Origin of the sequence: Xanthobacter sp. SG618, from assembly GCF_012932745.1 — a bacterium.
Classification (GTDB): domain Bacteria; phylum Pseudomonadota; class Alphaproteobacteria; order Rhizobiales; family Xanthobacteraceae; genus Xanthobacter; species Xanthobacter flavus.
In genome coordinates this window covers 175347-190922 of sequence record NZ_JABBHL010000006.1, presented here as the reverse complement: position 1 = coordinate 190922, position 15576 = coordinate 175347, and the positions used below count along the sequence as shown (strand labels likewise).

Below are 15576 nucleotides of genomic sequence, written 5' to 3'. Positions count from 1 at the left end.
GGCCCGTCCGGGGGATCAGCGCATGACCACCTTCCTGCAGCAGGTCGTGAACGGGCTTTCGCTCGGCTCGATCTATGCCGTCTTCGCCATCGGCTGCACGCTGATCTTCGGCGTGCTGAACATCGTGAACCTGGCGCAGGGCGCCTTCTTCATGGTGGGCGCCTATCTGGGGCTGGAGATCGCCCTCCTCGGCCTGCCGCTGCCGCTGGCGCTCCTCGTGGCGCTGGTGGGCGGCGGCGTGCTCGGCATGGCGTCCGAACTCCTCGTCTTCCGCGTGCTCCGGCTGCGCGGCGGGCACAAATGGATGGGGCTGGTGGCCAGCCTCGCCCTCGCCCGCCTGCTGGTGGGCATCGCGCAGGAAGTGTTCGGCACCGCCGTCCACGGCTATCCGCCGAACCCCTTCACCGCCATCGTGTGGGAGATCGGCGGCGTGCGGGTGCAGCTGCTGCAGGTCATCGTGGTGATCACCGCGGTGATCCTGATGGGCATCCTCGGCTTCACCCTGCAGAAGACCTCGGTGGGCCGCGCCATCCGCACAGTCGCCTTCTCGGAGGACGTGGCCCGCATCGTCGGCGTGGAGGTGGGGCGCACCATCCTCATCACCTTCTTCATCGCCGGGGCGCTGGCAGGGGCGGCCGGCGTGCTGCTGGGCCTCCTCTTCAACGTGGTCTCCCCCTTCATGGGCGAGCACATGCTGGTGAAGGGCCTCACCGTGATGATCCTCGGCGGCCTCGGCAATATCCCCGGCGCGGTGGCCGGCGGCTTCCTGCTAGGCCTCGTGGAGGTGTTCTCCGTCGCCTATGTCTCGTCGGCGTTCCGGGATGCCATCGGCTTCGGCCTCATCTTCCTGATCCTGCTGGTGAAGCCCACGGGCCTCTTCTCCGGCTTCGAGGAGCGGCGCGCATGATGGCCGCCCTCGACGGATTTCTCGCCAGCTACGGCAACCTCGTGAACTTGTGCCTGCTCAACACCCTCCTCGCCTATGGGGTGTGGCTGGCGCTGGCGGCCAACATGTTCACGCTGGGCACCGGCGGGTTCATGGCGGTGGGCGCCTATTGCAGCGTCTATCTCACCATGCAACTCGGCGCGCCCTTCGCCGTGGCGGTGGTGGCGGGCGGGCTGCTGGCGGCGGCGGTCGCGCTCGTCATCGGCGCGCCGGTGCTGCGGCTGAGGGGCGACTATTTCATGCTCGCCACCTTCGCCTTCACCGAGGTGGTGCGGGTGATTGCGCTCAACTGGGACGCCGTCACCGGCGGCGCCATCGGCATCTACGGCATCCCGCGCTACACCGAGACATGGCAGCTGGTGCTGCTGGTTCTCATCGCGCTCTATTTCGTCTTCGCCCTGCGGCGCTCCTATTTCGGCCGGTCCATCGCGGCCATCCGGCAGGACGACGTGATGAGCGAGGCCATGGGCGTCAACGTGTTCGGCCAGCGCCTGTCGCTGTTCGTCGCCTCCGGCTTCGTCAGCGGCGGCGTGGGGGGCCTTGCGGCGCATCTCAACTTCTTCGTCGGCCCCTCGGACTTCGGCCTGCTGCGGAGCGTGGATGCCCTCGCCTATCCCATCCTCGGCGGCGTAAACGCGCTGCTGGGGCCGCTGGTTGGCGCCATCTTCACCACGCTGTTGCCGGAGCTGCTGCGCTTCTCCAGCCAGTGGCGGGAGATCCTGATGGGCCTCCTCATCCTCGCGGTGGTGCTGTTCCTGCCCGGCGGGGCCATGTCGCTCCTGCGCTGGCGGCCGCGCAAGGCAGCGGCCCGCCGGCCCTCCACCCAGGGAGCCGAATGATGGCGGCGGCGGAACTCGAACTCTGGCAGGTGGCCAAGCGCTTCCAAGGCGTGGTGGCGGTGGACAGCGTGTCGCTGACCGCCGCCGCCGGACAGGTGACGGCCCTCATCGGCCCGAACGGCTCCGGCAAGACCACCACCATGAACATGATCACCGGCCTCTATCCAACGGACGCCGGCCACATCCGCCTCGATGGCGTGGACATCGCCCGCCTCGCCCCGCACAAGGTGGCGGCGCTGGGCGTTGCCCGCACCTTCCAGAACATCCGCCTGCTGGCGAGCGAGACGACGCTTGCCAACGTGCTGCTGGGCGCCCACCGCCATCAGTCCGCCAGCCTGCTCGACGTGCTGCTCGGCCTGCCGGCGGTGAAGCGCAGCGAGACGCGGGAGAAGGCGCGCTGCGAGGCGCTGCTCGATCTCGTGGGCATCGCCCCTCTGCGCGACCTGGCCGTGGGCGGCCTCTCCTACGGCGACCGGCGCCGCGTGGAGATCGCCCGCGCGCTTGCCACCCAGCCGCGCCTGCTGCTGCTGGACGAGCCGGCGGCGGGCATGAACTTCGCCGAGAAGCGCGCGCTGGCCGACCTCGTGCTCGCCATCCGCGACATGGGCATCACCGTGCTCCTCATCGAGCATGACATCGAGTTCGTGGCCCGGGTGAGCGACCATATCGTGGTCCTCAATTTCGGCCGCGAGATCGCCGCCGGCACGCCGGAGGAGGTGCGCCGCATGCCGAGCGTGATCGAGGCCTATCTGGGGACCGAGGATGCTTGAGCTCGTCAAGGTCACCTCCGGCTACGGCTCCGTCGCGGCCGTCGAGGACATCGACATCACCGTCCCCGCCGGCGCCTGTGTCTGCCTCATCGGCGCCAACGGCGCGGGCAAGACGACGACGCTGCTCACCATCTGCGGCCTCGTGCGGGCCTTCTCCGGCACCGTGCGCATCGAGGGGCGGGATATGACCGCCCGCCCCGCCGACAAGATTGTCCGCGCCGGCGTGTCGCTGGTGCCCGAGGGACGGCGGGTGGTGGCCTCCATGTCGGTGGAGGACAATCTGAAGGTCGGCGCCTATGTGCGCGGCGGCGATCCCGCCATCGCCGACGATATCGAGCTGATCTACACCCGCTTTCCCCGCCTCAAGGAGCGCCGCTTCCAATATGCCGGCTCCCTCTCCGGCGGCGAGCAGCAGATGCTGGCCATGGGCCGGGCACTGATGGCGCGGCCGAAGCTGCTGCTGCTGGACGAGCCCTCCATGGGCCTTGCGCCCCACGTGGTGAACGACATCTTCGCCACCATCGCCGACATCAACGCCAAGGGCACCACCGTGCTTCTCGTGGAGCAGAACGCCCGCAAGGCACTTTCCGTCGCCAGCTACGGCTATGTGATGGAGCACGGCCGCATCCTCTTCGCCGACACCGCCGAGGCGCTGGCCCGCGACCCGCGCGTCATCGCCGCCTATCTCGGCATGCGGGCGGCGGAGACGGCTTCAGCCTGAGTACCGCTTCCGCTCAGGCGCCGCGCGGGCTGTTGCGTTGCTTCCGCTCAGGCGCCGCGCGGGCTTTCCCTGTTGCCCTCGCTCAAGCGCCGCGCGGGCTTGGGGCCTCGCCGCTCGCCTCGAAGGCGCGATAGGCGTCGTCGAGATCGTCGAAGATCATGTCCGGACCGATAGCGTCGAGCAGCCCCGCGCGGTCGAGCAGGGTGCGCACCTCGTCGTGCATCTCGGCGATGCCGAACTTGAGGCCGCGGCGCTCCAGCTCCGCCCGCACCTCCTCCAGCGCCGCGGCGGCGGTGGAATCCACCTGCGTGATGGCACTGGCGTCCAGCACCAGCCAGCGCGTGCCGCCGACCAGAGTGTCGGCGATGGCGTCGATTCGGCCCTGCATGCGGTCGGCATTGAAGAACAGCAGGTCACCCTGGATGAGCACGATGGCGAGCCCCGGCACCTGCCGGGCATCGGCCCGCCGGTGCAGCTTGTAGAAGCCCTCGTGGCCCGGCACCCGCCCGAGCAGCGCGTCGCGCGGATACATCATCTTGTGCAGCAGGTAGGCGAAGGTCGCGCCGATGGCGATCAGCACGCCGTTCAGCACACCCAGGCTGATCGGCGCGAACAGCGCGATCATGGCGAAGGCGAACTCCATGCGGCTGATGCGCCATAGCTGGCGCAGGGCCGGCAGGTCCACGAGGCTCAAAGCGGCCGAGATCAGGATCGCCCCCAGCGCCGGAATGGGGAGGATGGCCAGTGCCGGCTGCAGGAACAGCACGATGGCGAGCAGCGCCAGCGCCGCCACCACGCTGGCCAGCTGCGAGCGTCCACCCACGCTGGCATTCACCGCCGTACGGGAATCCGAGGCGGTGATGGGGAAGGCCGCGAACAGGCTGGCCGCGACGTTGGCCGCGCCGAAGCCCACCATCTCGCGGTTGGCATCCACCGGATAGCCGCCGCGCTCGCCGAAGCTGCGCGCCGTGACGATGCCGGCCGCGAAGCTGACGAGGAAGATCGCCGCCGCGCCGATGAGCAACTGGTCGATCGCCGCGCCGCCCCCGGCCGGCAGGGCCAGTGCGGGAAGGCTGGAGGGGATCGACCCCACCACGGCGATGCCGCGCCCCTCGAAATCGAACAGCGCGGAGAGCACCACCGAGAGCACCACGACCACCACCTGCCCCGGCACCGGCAGGCGCGTGCGGCGCACGAGATGGAGCACAGCGAACATGCCGAGGGCCAGAAGCAGCGAGGGCCAGTGCACCTCATGCGCCTTGCGCACCAGCTCGATGACCGGCGCGACGAGCCCGTCCCCGATGATGGGAATGCCGGTGACGCGCTTCAGCTGCCCGACGAGGATGGACAGCGAGATACCAGCGAAGAAGCCCACCAGGATCGGCCGCGACAGGAAGGTGGAAAGCACCCCGAGCCCCACCAGCCGTGCCGCGAAATAATAGCCGCCCACCACGAGGGCGATGAGGGCGGCGACCCCAGGTTTGTCGATGGCCGCGAGGTCGGGCATTCCGGCGAGCACGGCCGCGAGCACGGTGATGGTCGCCGCATCCGGCCCCACCACCAATTGCCGGGAGGGGCCGAAAACCGCATAGGCGATGAGCGGCGCGATGGAGGCGTAAAGCCCGGTCTGCGGCGGCAGGCCGGCGATGGCGGGATAGGCGATTGCGCTCGGCAAGCCCACCGCGGCAATGGCGAGCCCCGCGGCGACATCCGTCTTGATCCAGCCTGGCCGATATCCGGCGAAACTCGCCAGCAGCGTCCGTGGGGCTTCTTGGGAGGACGCGCCGTCCGCTGCCACCGGTCAATCTCCGTCCGCCGGCATGAACCCCGCCGGGCTGGCGGGACCATGCCACAGGCAGGGACGGCCCGGAAAGTCCGTCAAAACCCGGCGTTGCGCTCCTGCGCGGCGCGCCTTGCCTCCCGGGCTGCCGCTTCTAGAATCGCCAGGGGCCGCATCAAGGCGGCGAGGCGGGGGCAGGAACGATGGTTCTGATCCGGCTGTGCAAGATTGCCCTTGTGGCGACGATCGCCGTCTTCTTCACCCTGGTCGCCTTCGGCAACATCACGGACTACGGGACGAACTGGGGCTTCGTCCAGCACGTGCTGGCCATGGACACCATCTTCCCGGACTCCACGCTGCGATGGCGGGCGATCACCGACGAGCGGCTCCAGACCGCAGCCTATGTGGCGATCATCGCCACGGAGGGGGCCATTGCCCTTGTGCTGTGGGCCGGCGTCGTGCGGATGCTGGCCACGATCCGCACACGGGGCTTCCGCAGGGCCCGCGCGACGGCGGTGCTCGGGCTCACCCTCGGCATCCTGCTCTATGGGGGCGGGTTCGTCGTCATCGGCGGCGAATGGTTCGCCATGTGGCAGTCGAAGACCTGGAACGGGCAGTCCACCGCTTTCGCCTTCATCGGCTGGATCTCCGCCGTGCTCATCATCCTCCTCCTGCCGGAGCAGGAGGAGGAGCACTGAGCCGTTACTTCACCAGCGGGCAGTTGCCGGCCGCGAGGGGGCGGAAGGCCTTGTCGGCGGGCACGGTCGCGATGAGCTTGTAAAAGTCGTACGGACCCTTGGATTCCGCCGGGCTCTTCACCTCGAAGAGGTGCATGTCGTGGATGGCGCGGCCGTCCGGGCGCACCGCCCCCTTGCCGAACAGCGGATCGTCGGTGGGAATGGCCTTCATGGCCTCCACCACCTTGGTGCCGTCCTTGGCGCTACCCACCTTCTCCACCGCCTTCAGGTAGTGCAGCAGCCCGGCATAGACGCCGGCATGGACCATGTTGGGATAACGCCCGCCATTGGCCTCGGCGAAGCGCTTGGCGAAGGAGCGGGTCTGGTCGTTCAGGTCCCAGTAGAAGGCCTCCGACAGGAACAGGCCCTGCGCCGTCTCCAGCCCCAGCGCGCTGATGTCGTTGAGCACCATGAGCATGGCGACGAGCTTCTGCCCGGCCTTGACGATGCCGAACTCGGACGCCTGCTTCACCGCGTTGATGGTGTCCGCCCCGGCGCTGCCGAGGCCGATCACCTTGGCGCCCGACGCCTGGCCCTGGAGCAGGAAGGAAGACAGGTCGGAGGTGCCGAGCGGATGCCTCACGGTGCCGAGGATCTTGCCGCCGGCCGCCTTGATGGCCTCGCCCGCGTCGCGCTCCAGCGCATGGCCGAAGGCATAGTCCACCGAGATGAAGTACCAGGTGTTGCCGCCCGCCTTGGTCACGGCGGTGCCCACCGTATTGGCCTGCGCCCAGGTGTCATAGGTCCAGTGGACGGTGTTGGGCGAGCAGTCCTTGCCGGTGAGGTCGGAGGTGCCACCGCCGGAGATGATCGCCACCTTGTTCTTCTGCCTAGCGATGCCGCTGACGCCCAGCGCCACGGCGGAATTCGGCACATCCAGCACCGCATCCACGCCGTCCGTGTCGAACCACTGGCGGGTGACGTTGACGCCGATGTCGGCCTTGTTCTGGTGGTCGGCGGCGACCAACTCGATGGGCATTCCGGCGACCTTGCCGCCGAAATCGGCGATGGCCATCTTCGCCGCCACCACCGATCCGGCACCGGCGAAGTCCGCCTGCACGCCAGCCTGGTCGTTGAGCACGCCCACCTTCACGCTCTCGGCGCTCGCGCCGCTGGCGAAGGCCGCGCAGACGAGGGCGGCCAGCGCGGTCGAGGCCAAAGCGGACCTCAGTGTCCCGGACCTTGCAGTCTTCCTGGGCATTTCAAACCTCCCGATCCTGTCTGTTCGTTCTTGTTTGTCGAAAGCGTTCAGGGCCGCCTTGTTTGTCGTCGGCCCTCAGGGCCGCATAGGCTTCAGCACGGCACCCTTGGAGAGCGGCTGCACCATGGCCGCATACTGGCCGAGCCAGCCGCGGATCTGGCTGTGGTCCGGCGCACGCCACACAGCGCGGCGGGCGGCCAGCTCGCTCTCGGAGACTTCGAGATCGACACGGCGGGCGCCAATGTCGATGGAGATGACATCGCCCTCGGCGACGAGGCCCAGCGGCCCGCCTTCCGCCGCCTCGGGCATCACCTGGCCGATGGTGATGCCGCTGTTGAGGCCGGAGAGTTCGCCATCGGTCACCACCGCGACACCGGCGCCGAGACCCGCACCGATCAGGGCCGCCATGAAGCTCGCCGCGAACACCGTGCCCGGTCCGCCCTTCGGCCCGAGGCCGCGCAGCACCACCACGTCGCCGGGCTTGATGGAGTGGGTTTCCAGCGCCTTGATGGCGACAGCCTCGTCCTCGAACACCCGCGCCTTGCCGGAGAAGGTGCGCACTTCCGCGGGCACGGCGGAGACCTTCACCACCGCCCCGTCCGGCGCGAGGGTGCCGCGCAGGATGGTGAGGCCCGGCTCGTGGCGGAACGGATCGGCCAGCGGGCGGATGAAGGCGCGGTCGGGCTCCGGCAGGTCGGCGAGGTTCTCGCCCAGCGTCTTGCCGGTGACGGTCATCACCGAGAGATCGAGCACGTCGCTGAGCTCGCGCATCACGCCCCGGCAGCCGCCGGCGCGGTCGAGATCCTCGATGCGGTGGGGGCCGTTGGGCCGCACGGTGGTGATCTGGGGCGTGTCGTTCAGCGCCTCCAGTTCGGCCACGATGTCGATGTCCATCTCGGCTTCGGAGGCGGTCGCCGCGAGGTGGCGCACGCAGTTCACCGAGCATCCCGTCGCCACCGCCACGCGCAGCGCATTGCGGAAGGCGGCGGGGGTGAGGATCTGCCGCGGCCGGATGTCCTTGAGGATGAGGTCGACGATGGCGGCCCCGGCGCGGGCGGCATTTTCCATCAGCGCCTGCGAGCCGGCACGGATGGGCGCGCTGCGCGGCAGGGCCATGCCGAGCGCTTCGGAGAGCACATGCATGGTGTTGGCAGTAGCGAGGCCCGCGCACACGCCCGGCCCGGTGATGGCGCTGCAGGTCATCGCCTTGAGGTCCGCCAGCGAGATGGAGCCCGCCTTCAGCGAGCCGACGCTCTTGTAGACCTCCTCGATGTCCACTTCCTTGCCTGCGCAGAGCCCGCCGAGCTGGTAGCCACAGGGCAGCACCACGGACGGCACGTTCAGCCGCGCGGCGGCCATCAGCTGGCCGGGGGTGGTCTTGTCGCACGAGGCGAGCAGCACCATGCCGTCCAGCTCCGCGCCTTCCACCTGCACCTCGATGTCGTTCACCAGAAGATCGCGGCTCGGCATCAAATAGCGCGCCTGCCGGCCCGCGCTGGTGACGAAATCGGACGGCGCCACGGTGCGGATCTCGAAGGGCAGGCCGCCGGCATCACGGATCGCCTGCTCCACCACGCGGCACACGTCGTCGAGATGCGCGTAGCAGACCGACAGCTTGCTGGAGCTATTGACGATGGCGATCTTCGGCTTCAGCAGGTCTTCCTCGCTGTAGCCCATGGCGAGCCACTGGGCGCGGCGCACGGCCCAGCGGGTGGTGCCGGGCTCGAAATTGCTGCGCAGCGTCGGCTGCAACGCGGACTTGGGCTGTTCGGCATCGGACATGAAACGTCCCTGTCTCGTCAGTTGAGCTGGGCGCCGAGCGCGTTGAGCGCGGCGCGGATGTCGGAGCCGGAGGGCAGCGCCGCCGGGTTGTCGCAGAGCTGGTCGGCGACGAGGCCCATGGCCTGTCCGTAGCCGAAGCACTGGGCGGTGACGCGGGCCGAGGCCATGGCCTCATGCTCGGCCGAGAGGCAGCGCCCGGCCATCACCAGGCCCGAGCCGGTGGCGGGCAGGAAGCAACCGAGGGGGATCTCGTAATAATCATCGAGGATCCAGTGCAGCTTCGGCTTCTCGCCGGAATGCAGCTCGATGGGCCAGGGCGACCGGCAGATGCCGTCCGCGCGCTTGCGGGCGGAGGTCACGTCCTCATTCTTCAGGAGGTCGCGGCCGACGATCTGCCAGGTCTGGCGGACACCCACCTGCACGCCGGTGTCGTTGACGAAGGAGGCCTCGCAGCCGGCGATGTGGTCGCGGATGAAGCGGGCATATTCGCGCACCTGCTTGCGCCCCTCGATCTCCGCCTCGCTGAGGTCGGCGATGCGGGTGGCATCCAGCTCGCGCCCGTCCGCGCCGACGATACGCGTGGCGTTGCAGATCAGCTCGCCGGGGCGCGGCGTGGGAAAGAGGAAGATCTTGGCGCGCGGCAGGCGGTAGGCGCCGGAGGCGTTCAACTCCTGGATGAGCTTCATCACCCGCTCGTCGAGGATGGAATCCGGCCCATGCGCCGCGAGGAAGCGCGCCATGTCCACCCCGAGGATGCGGAAGATCATGGTGGGGTTCTGGATGGCGCCGTCGCGGCCCTTGGTGAGCGCCCGCCCCGCCATGGCCGCCACGTCCGCATCGCCCGAGGCGTCCACGGTGATCTTCGCGCGGACCTCCAGCGGCCCCTGCTTGGTGAAGGCGGTGACGCCCCTCACATGGTCGCCCTCGGCGAGAACGCCGGTGACGGTGACGTGGTAGAGCACGCGGATGTTGCCCTCGGCACCGAGCAGCGCGTCGCTCGCCTCGCGCCAGACCAGCGGATCGTGCACCCGCACATAGGTCTTGCCGTATTGCACCGGGCCGGTGAGCCCTCCGCGCGCTTCCATCGCCGCGATGAACTCGTCCACGAAGCCGTGCACCACCTGTTCCGGCTCCGCGTTGCGGCGGTCGGACGCCGCATAGAGGCCGCAGATGGTGCCGGAGAGGCCCGCCACCGCCGCCCCGCCGCTGAAGCCGTAGCGCTCCAGCATGATGACGCGCCGCCCCTGCCGGGCTGCCGCCACTGCGCAGGCAAGGCCCGCAGCGCCGCCGCCGACCACCAGCACGTCTGTTTCCAGAACCTCCGCGGCCCTTACGTCGGGCATTTCCACCCACCCTGTTCTTAATTGTTAGCGCTATCATTTGTTAGCGCTAACGTGCCGCTATTGTCAAGCAGGCGACAGGCCATATGGTGAGCTGGGGTCAGTGGTGACGGAATCGGCGATGCGGCAGAAAAGGGGGGGACGGGCGGCGGGCGTCACCATGGAGGACGTGGCCCGCGTGGCGGGCGTCTCCGCCATGACGGTCTCGCGCGTGCTGCGCCAGCCGACCCTCGTGAATGCCGACCTCAAGGCCCGGGTTGAAGCGGCGATCCGCGAGACCGGCTACATCTACAATCTGGTCGCCTCCTCCCTCGCCTCCCAGCGCAGCGGCATCATCGCGTTGATCCTGCCGACGGTGGCGTCATCCATCTTCACCGACAGCGTGAAAGGGGTCTCGGACGTCGCCCGCACCCATGCGGTGCAGATGATCATGGCGGAGACCAACTATTCCCCGGCGGAGGAGGAAAAGGTCATCGAGGCGCTGCTGCGGCGCCGGCCGGATGGCTTCGTGATCGTCGGCGTTTCCCACACCCGCGCCACGCGGGCCCTGCTGGAGAAATCCGGCGTGCCCGTGGTGGAGACCTGGGACAGCACGCCGACGCCCATCGACAGCCTCGTGGGCCTCTCCAACTTCGATGCCATGAAGGCCATGACCGAGGCGCTGGTGGCGCAGGGCTTCCGTCGTATCGTCTTCGTGGGCACGGCGACTCCCGACCGCCGCGCCCAGATGCGCGCCAAGGGCTATGAGGCCGGCATTGCCGAAGCCGGCCTCGGCGCGCCGCTCATCCTCAATGCGGGCGATCTCACCAGCATGGAATCCGGCCGCATCGTCGCCGAGCGCATCGCGGCGCTGCGGCCCCGTCCGGACGCGGTGCTGTGCCTCAACGACGTGCTCGCGGCCGGCGCGCTGCTGGCCTTCCAGCGCATGGGCATCACTGTGCCCGCGGATATCGCGGTCGCCGGCTTCGGCGGGCTCGATTTTTCGAGCCACCTCAACCCGTCGCTCTCCACCGTGGACATCCCGCGCTACGAGATGGGCCAGAAGGCGGCCGAGATGCTGCTCGGCCGCATCGCAGGCACCGCAGCGCAGGGCGGCACCTGCGAGATGGGCTACCGGATCATGCTGCGCGAGAGCACCGGGGGCAGCCGCCCGACGGAGGCCAAGGCCTCCTGACGGGCGCGTCCCGATCGAGCCGCCCTATCGCGGCGGATCGACCCCGATCCAGTGGCGCACCGCCGGCGGCGCGTCGCCCTGGTGGAACGAGAGCACCTCCGCCTGCACATCGGCATCGGCATGGGAAACCCGGCGGTGCTGGCGCCGGTGCTCGGCCCAGGATTCCACCATGAACCACTCCAGCATTTCCTCCGGACTGGCGGAGTCCTCGCTGATGCCCCAGGCATAGGCCCCGTCCCGACGCCGCGCGGCAGAAAGGCGCTCCAGCGCCTTCAGGAAGGCCTCCCGGTCGCCCCGCGCCACCCGGTATTCGATCAGGATCAGCACCGGCCCCCGGTCGTTGGGGATGGGCTCGGCCATGGCCGGCTCGGGCCAGTGCATGGAGGGCGTCAGATCGGCCTCGCCCGCGGGCAGCGGCACGCGGTGCATGATGAGGCCCACCACCGCGAGACCGCCGGCCGCGATCACCAGCGCCGCCTGCAGCCCCACCGCCTGCGCCACGAGGCCCCAGGCGATGCTGCCGCCCGCCATCGCGCCGTTGAAGACGGTGAGATAGACGGCGAGCGCCCGCCCCCGCACCCAATTGGGCAGGATGGACTGGGCGGTTGCGTTCAGCGTCGTCAGCGCGGTGATCCACGCCGCGCCCATGGCGAGCAGGATGGGCACCGCCAGCCAGCGCGGCGGGGCGAGCGCCAGCGCGACCGTCGCGACGGCGGTGACGAGCGAGGCGGCGAGGATGAGCCCGTCCGCCGAAAGACGGCCACGCAGCCGCGGCATCAGCAGCGCCCCGCCGATGGCTCCGACACCCACCGACCCGAGCAGCAGGCCATAATAGGCCGCATCCCCCTTGAGCAGCCCGCGCGCCACCAGCGGCAACAGCGCCCAGACCGCGCTGGCGAAGGCGAAGAAGAAGGCCGAGCGCAACAGGACGACATGCATCTCCTTGCTGGACCGCGCATAGCGCAGCCCGGCCCGGAAGGCGCCGGGAAAGCGCTCGCCCAATTCGTCCTGCGGGGTCGCGGGCCGACGCCACCACACGAGGGCGGCGATGACGAACACGTAGCTCGCCACGTCCGCCCCATAGGTCACCGCCGCACCGAAGGCGGCGAGCAGCACGCCGCCCAGCGCCGGGCCGATGGAGCGGGAGATGTTGATACCGAGCGAGTTGAGCGCCACCGCGCTCTTCAGGTCCGACCGCGGCACCAGCTCCGGCACGATGGACTGCCAGGTGGGCGCCATCAGCGCCGCGCCGATGCCGCCGAGGAAGGTGAGCGCGATGAGCGAGGAGACCGTCATCAGCCCGGTCAGCGACAGCAGCATCAGGACGCCGCTGACGCATGCCAGCCCGATCTGGATGGCGATGAGAAAGCGCCGCCGGTCGAGGATGTCGGAGAGCACACCCGCCGGCATGGCCAGCAGGAACACCGGCAGCATAGCCGCCGCCTGGATGGTCGCCACCGCCGCGGGTGAGGCGGAAAGGTCCGTGACGATCCAGGCGCTCGCCACGTCGCGCATGAAGCTGCCGGTATTGCCCAGCACGGTCGCCACCCACAGCACGGCGAAGACCGGCCGCTTCAGCGGAGCGAAGGCACCGGGCGCGGCAGCGGGCGCGGAGGGCGGGGATGGGGGATTTTCGCTCATGCTCGCTGTCCCTCCGCTTTGCCCGCCAGATCGTACCACGCCACCAGAACGAACGCGCCGGCGAGGCCGAGATGCTCGAAGAAAGCGTTGGCGGCGGCGAAACGCTCGGCCCCCGCCATGCCCCAGAACCGGTTGGCGAGCAGGGTCGCCGCGACGGTGAATGCGGCGAGCGCCAGCGCGCCGGCCCAGCGCAGGACGCCGGAGAGGATCATGATCGGCGCGACGATCTCCAGCGCGATCACGCCGGCGGCGAGTGGGGCCGCCGGGGCAAGGCCGAAATGGGTCATTTCAGCGATGGCCCCGGGGAAATCCAGCGCCTTGGTAAGGCCGCCCTGCAGATAGGCCGAGGTCAGAGCGAGCAGCGCGAACGCCCGCACCGGCCGCGGCGACAGAAGCGGCCGGGCGGCCTGTGCGAGCTGGTCGGAAACGCCCATCGCTCAGAACGCCCAGCAGGCGCAGCCCAGCGCGCCGAAGAAGCCCCGCTGATCGCCCACCGGCACGCTTGCGCCCCATGCCCCCGCATGGGCATGGCCGTGGACGCCGCAGGCCTTGGCGCAGCCGCAGGCGGCGGCGAAGGCGTATTTCTGCGCGCTGTCCGTCTTGCGCGGCTGGTAGCCGCCGAAGGTGCGCACCGGCGACCAGTCCGGCATGGCTGGCGGCAGCGGCGGTGCGAGGTCGCGGAAGGCGCCATCCCCATGCACCGGCACGCCGCCGAGCAGGGTGAGGACGGAGGTGATGTCCTGAATGCGATCTTCAGACACCGAGAAATAGTCGTCCGAGAGCACGACGAGGTCGGCGAGCTGGCCGTCCTTGATCTGCCCCTTCTTGCCCGGCTCGCTGGAGAACCAGGTGTTGGCCTCGGTCCAGAGCCTGAGCGCATCTTCCCGGTCCAGCCGGTTCGCCGGCGGATAGAGGGAGAGCCCGCCGAGCGTGCGGCCCGTCACCAGCCAGGACAGCGAGACCCAGGGATTGTAGGAGGCGACGCGGGTGGCATCCGTCCCCGCGCCCACCGGAATGCCGGCCTCCAGCATGCGGCGGATGGGCGGGGTGCGCTCGGCCGCTTTGGCGCCGTAGCGATCGACGAAATATTCGCCCTGATAGGCCATGCGATGCTGCACGGCGATGCCGCCGCCCAGCGCCGCGATGCGATCGATGTTGCGGTCGGTGATCGTCTCCGCATGGTCGAAGAACCAGTTGAGACCCTTGAGCGGCACGTCGGAATCGACCTTCTCGAACACGTCGAGCGCGCGCGAGATGGTCTCGTCATAGGTGGCGTGCAGGCGGAACGGCCAGCGGTTCTCGGCAAGCAGCCGCACCACCGGCTCGAGATCGCCCTCCATGGCGCCGGGCAGGTCCGGCCGCGCCACCTGGAAGTCCTCGAAGTCGGCGGCGGAATAGACCAGCATCTCGCCGGCGCCGTTGTGGCGATAGAGGTCGTCCCCCTGCCCCGGCGTGACGGTCTTCGACCAGCCGGCGAAATCGGCCAGCTCTGCCTTCGGCTTCTGGGTGAAGAGGTTATAGGCGATGCGCACGGTGAGGTTTCCCTCCCGGTGCAGATCCTCGATGACGGAATAATCTTCCGGATAGTTCTGGAAGCCGCCACCCGCATCGATCACCGAGGTGACGCCCAGGCGGTTCACCTCGCGCATGAAGTGGCGGGTGGAGTTCTTCTGGTATTCGGGCGGCAGCTTCGGCCCCTTGGCCAGCGTCGCATAGAGGATGGTGGCATTGGGCTTGGCCACCAGCAGGCCGGTGGGATTGCCGCTGGCGTCGCGGATGATCTCGCCGGCGGGCGGGTTCGGCGTGTCCTTGGTGTAGCCCACCACGCGCAGGGCGGCGGCGTTGAGCAAGGCGCGGTCGTAGAGGTGCAGGATGAAGACCGGCGTGTCCGGGGAGACGGCGTTGATCTCCTCCAGCGTCGGCAGGCGCTTCTCGGCGAACTGGTGCTCGGTGAAGCCGCCCACCATGCGCACCCATTGGGGGGCCGGTGTGACCGCCACCTGCCGCTTCAGCATGTCCATGGCGTCGGCGAGCGAGCGCACGCCGTCCCAGCGCAGCTCCATGTTGTAGTTCAGGCCGCCGCGGATGATGTGCATGTGGCTGTCGATGAGGCCGGGGATCACCCGCCGGCCGCCTACGTCGATGATCCGTGTGGTCGTTCCGGCAAGCCGCATCGTGTCGGCGGTCGTACCGGCAAACACGATCACGCCGTCGCGCACCGCCACCGCCTCCGCCGAGGGATTGGTGCGGTCCAGGGTGGTCATCTTGCCGTTGAACAGGATGAGGTCGGCGATCTCGCTCATGGTGCGCGCCTTCTGCAGTGGGCGACGAGAATGAAAGCTCAGGATTTGGGAGGGGGCGTGTCGCCCGAGGCGGGCGCATCGGCCGCATCGCGCCGGCCGGGAAGCTGGCCCAGCACGTGGTCCTTGCAGTCGGCGAGGCCCACGGCACGGGCGAGGCCGTCGCCGTTCATGAGATGACGCGCCACCGGCAGGATCTGCTCGCCGACGAGAATGCCGAGCAGCCCCAGCAGCGCCACCACCGGCGGGGCCGGGGAGCGCACATTGATGAGGCTGTAGACGATACCGACCAGCAGGCCGGCGCCCAGCGAGGCGAGATAGAGCTTCATGGGCCCTCCGGAGGTT

General features: G+C 69.3%; 14 protein-coding genes. 6 read left to right on the top strand and 8 right to left on the bottom strand.

What is annotated here, in order from left to right:
• Positions 1-22: 22 nt before the first annotated feature.
• Genes FHT36_RS17235 through FHT36_RS17220 form a run of 4 tightly spaced genes read left to right on the top strand, consistent with a single transcriptional unit; the run spans position 23 to position 3276 of the window.
• Positions 23-907, top strand: coding sequence for a branched-chain amino acid ABC transporter permease (locus FHT36_RS17235; RefSeq protein WP_169123718.1), 885 nt, complete (start codon positions 23-25; stop codon positions 905-907).
• On the top strand, positions 904-1785 hold the full coding sequence (locus FHT36_RS17230) for a branched-chain amino acid ABC transporter permease (RefSeq protein ID WP_169123717.1): 882 nt from the start codon (positions 904-906) through the stop codon (positions 1783-1785). Before FHT36_RS17235 ends, FHT36_RS17230 begins: the two co-directional genes overlap by 4 nt.
• Entirely contained in the window at positions 1785-2555 is a 771-nt protein-coding gene (locus FHT36_RS17225) for an ABC transporter ATP-binding protein (RefSeq protein WP_169123716.1), read from the top strand. The genes FHT36_RS17230 and FHT36_RS17225 overlap by 1 nt, the downstream gene beginning before the upstream one ends.
• Positions 2548-3276, top strand: a complete 729-nt coding sequence (locus FHT36_RS17220; RefSeq protein WP_169123715.1) for an ABC transporter ATP-binding protein — start codon at positions 2548-2550, stop codon at positions 3274-3276. Before FHT36_RS17225 ends, FHT36_RS17220 begins: the two co-directional genes overlap by 8 nt.
• 82 nt (positions 3277-3358) lie before the next feature.
• On the opposite strand, the gene FHT36_RS17215 is transcribed toward FHT36_RS17220, so the two are convergent.
• Entirely contained in the window at positions 3359-5074 is a 1716-nt protein-coding gene (locus FHT36_RS17215) for a SulP family inorganic anion transporter (RefSeq protein WP_407077082.1), read from the bottom strand.
• 185 nt (positions 5075-5259) lie between these two features.
• Between FHT36_RS17215 and FHT36_RS17210 the strand changes: the two genes are divergently transcribed.
• A complete protein-coding gene (locus tag FHT36_RS17210; protein WP_169123714.1) occupies positions 5260-5754 on the top strand; it encodes a DUF2165 family protein in 495 nt (164 codons plus the stop codon).
• A 4-nt stretch (positions 5755-5758) separates the two neighbouring features.
• Here FHT36_RS17210 and FHT36_RS17205 read toward each other — a convergent pair whose 3' ends face one another.
• From FHT36_RS17205 to FHT36_RS17195, 3 genes are all read right to left on the bottom strand, one after another.
• Positions 5759-6994: an ABC transporter substrate-binding protein gene (locus tag FHT36_RS17205; RefSeq protein ID WP_169123713.1), complete on the bottom strand. Its 1236-nt coding sequence runs from the start codon at positions 6992-6994 to the stop codon at positions 5759-5761.
• 75 nt (positions 6995-7069) lie between these two features.
• Positions 7070-8776 (bottom strand): dihydroxy-acid dehydratase, encoded by a 1707-nt coding sequence (locus FHT36_RS17200; RefSeq protein WP_210257820.1) that lies wholly within the window; start codon positions 8774-8776, stop codon positions 7070-7072.
• Positions 8777-8793: 17 nt separating this feature from the next.
• On the bottom strand, positions 8794-10119 hold the full coding sequence (locus FHT36_RS17195) for an FAD-dependent oxidoreductase (RefSeq protein WP_169123712.1): 1326 nt from the start codon (positions 10117-10119) through the stop codon (positions 8794-8796).
• Positions 10120-10237: 118 nt separating this feature from the next.
• Between FHT36_RS17195 and FHT36_RS17190 the strand changes: the two genes are divergently transcribed.
• Positions 10238-11290: a LacI family DNA-binding transcriptional regulator gene (locus FHT36_RS17190; protein ID WP_169123711.1), complete on the top strand. Its 1053-nt coding sequence runs from the start codon at positions 10238-10240 to the stop codon at positions 11288-11290.
• Between the two features lie 24 nt (positions 11291-11314).
• On the opposite strand, the gene FHT36_RS17185 is transcribed toward FHT36_RS17190, so the two are convergent.
• From FHT36_RS17185 to FHT36_RS17170, 4 genes are read right to left on the bottom strand one after another with little or no spacing between them, the layout of a single operon-like run.
• A complete protein-coding gene (locus FHT36_RS17185) occupies positions 11315-12931 on the bottom strand; it encodes an MFS transporter (RefSeq protein ID WP_169123710.1) in 1617 nt (538 codons plus the stop codon).
• Positions 12928-13365 (bottom strand): DoxX family protein, encoded by a 438-nt coding sequence (locus FHT36_RS17180; RefSeq protein WP_169123709.1) that lies wholly within the window; start codon positions 13363-13365, stop codon positions 12928-12930. The genes FHT36_RS17185 and FHT36_RS17180 overlap by 4 nt, the downstream gene beginning before the upstream one ends.
• Before the next feature lie 3 nt (positions 13366-13368).
• Positions 13369-15234 carry an amidohydrolase gene (locus FHT36_RS17175; protein WP_169123708.1) on the bottom strand — a complete coding sequence of 622 codons (1866 nt, stop codon included), beginning with the start codon at positions 15232-15234 and terminating at the stop codon, positions 13369-13371.
• A gap of 38 nt (positions 15235-15272) precedes the next feature.
• Positions 15273-15560: a XapX domain-containing protein gene (locus FHT36_RS17170; protein WP_169123707.1), complete on the bottom strand. Its 288-nt coding sequence runs from the start codon at positions 15558-15560 to the stop codon at positions 15273-15275.
• Between the last annotated feature and the right edge of the window lie 16 nt (positions 15561-15576).

What these genes read in the sequence shown, in the direction of transcription:
- FHT36_RS17205 (WP_169123713.1), bottom strand. Translation starts at nt 6,994, where the DNA reads ATGCCCAGGAAGACTGCAAGGTCCGGGACACTGAGGTCCGCTTTGGCC.
- FHT36_RS17230 (WP_169123717.1), top strand. Translation starts at nt 904, where the DNA reads ATGATGGCCGCCCTCGACGGATTTCTCGCCAGCTACGGCAACCTCGTG.
- FHT36_RS17195 (WP_169123712.1), bottom strand. Translation starts at nt 10,119, where the DNA reads ATGCCCGACGTAAGGGCCGCGGAGGTTCTGGAAACAGACGTGCTGGTG.
- FHT36_RS17225 (WP_169123716.1), top strand. Translation starts at nt 1,785, where the DNA reads ATGGCGGCGGCGGAACTCGAACTCTGGCAGGTGGCCAAGCGCTTCCAA.
- FHT36_RS17210 (WP_169123714.1), top strand. Translation starts at nt 5,260, where the DNA reads ATGGTTCTGATCCGGCTGTGCAAGATTGCCCTTGTGGCGACGATCGCC.
- FHT36_RS17170 (WP_169123707.1), bottom strand. Translation starts at nt 15,560, where the DNA reads ATGAAGCTCTATCTCGCCTCGCTGGGCGCCGGCCTGCTGGTCGGTATC.
- FHT36_RS17190 (WP_169123711.1), top strand. Translation starts at nt 10,238, where the DNA reads ATGCGGCAGAAAAGGGGGGGACGGGCGGCGGGCGTCACCATGGAGGAC.
- FHT36_RS17200 (WP_210257820.1), bottom strand. Translation starts at nt 8,776, where the DNA reads ATGTCCGATGCCGAACAGCCCAAGTCCGCGTTGCAGCCGACGCTGCGC.
- FHT36_RS17180 (WP_169123709.1), bottom strand. Translation starts at nt 13,365, where the DNA reads ATGGGCGTTTCCGACCAGCTCGCACAGGCCGCCCGGCCGCTTCTGTCG.
- FHT36_RS17235 (WP_169123718.1), top strand. Translation starts at nt 23, where the DNA reads ATGACCACCTTCCTGCAGCAGGTCGTGAACGGGCTTTCGCTCGGCTCG.
- FHT36_RS17185 (WP_169123710.1), bottom strand. Translation starts at nt 12,931, where the DNA reads ATGAGCGAAAATCCCCCATCCCCGCCCTCCGCGCCCGCTGCCGCGCCC.
- FHT36_RS17175 (WP_169123708.1), bottom strand. Translation starts at nt 15,234, where the DNA reads ATGAGCGAGATCGCCGACCTCATCCTGTTCAACGGCAAGATGACCACC.
- FHT36_RS17220 (WP_169123715.1), top strand. Translation starts at nt 2,548, where the DNA reads ATGCTTGAGCTCGTCAAGGTCACCTCCGGCTACGGCTCCGTCGCGGCC.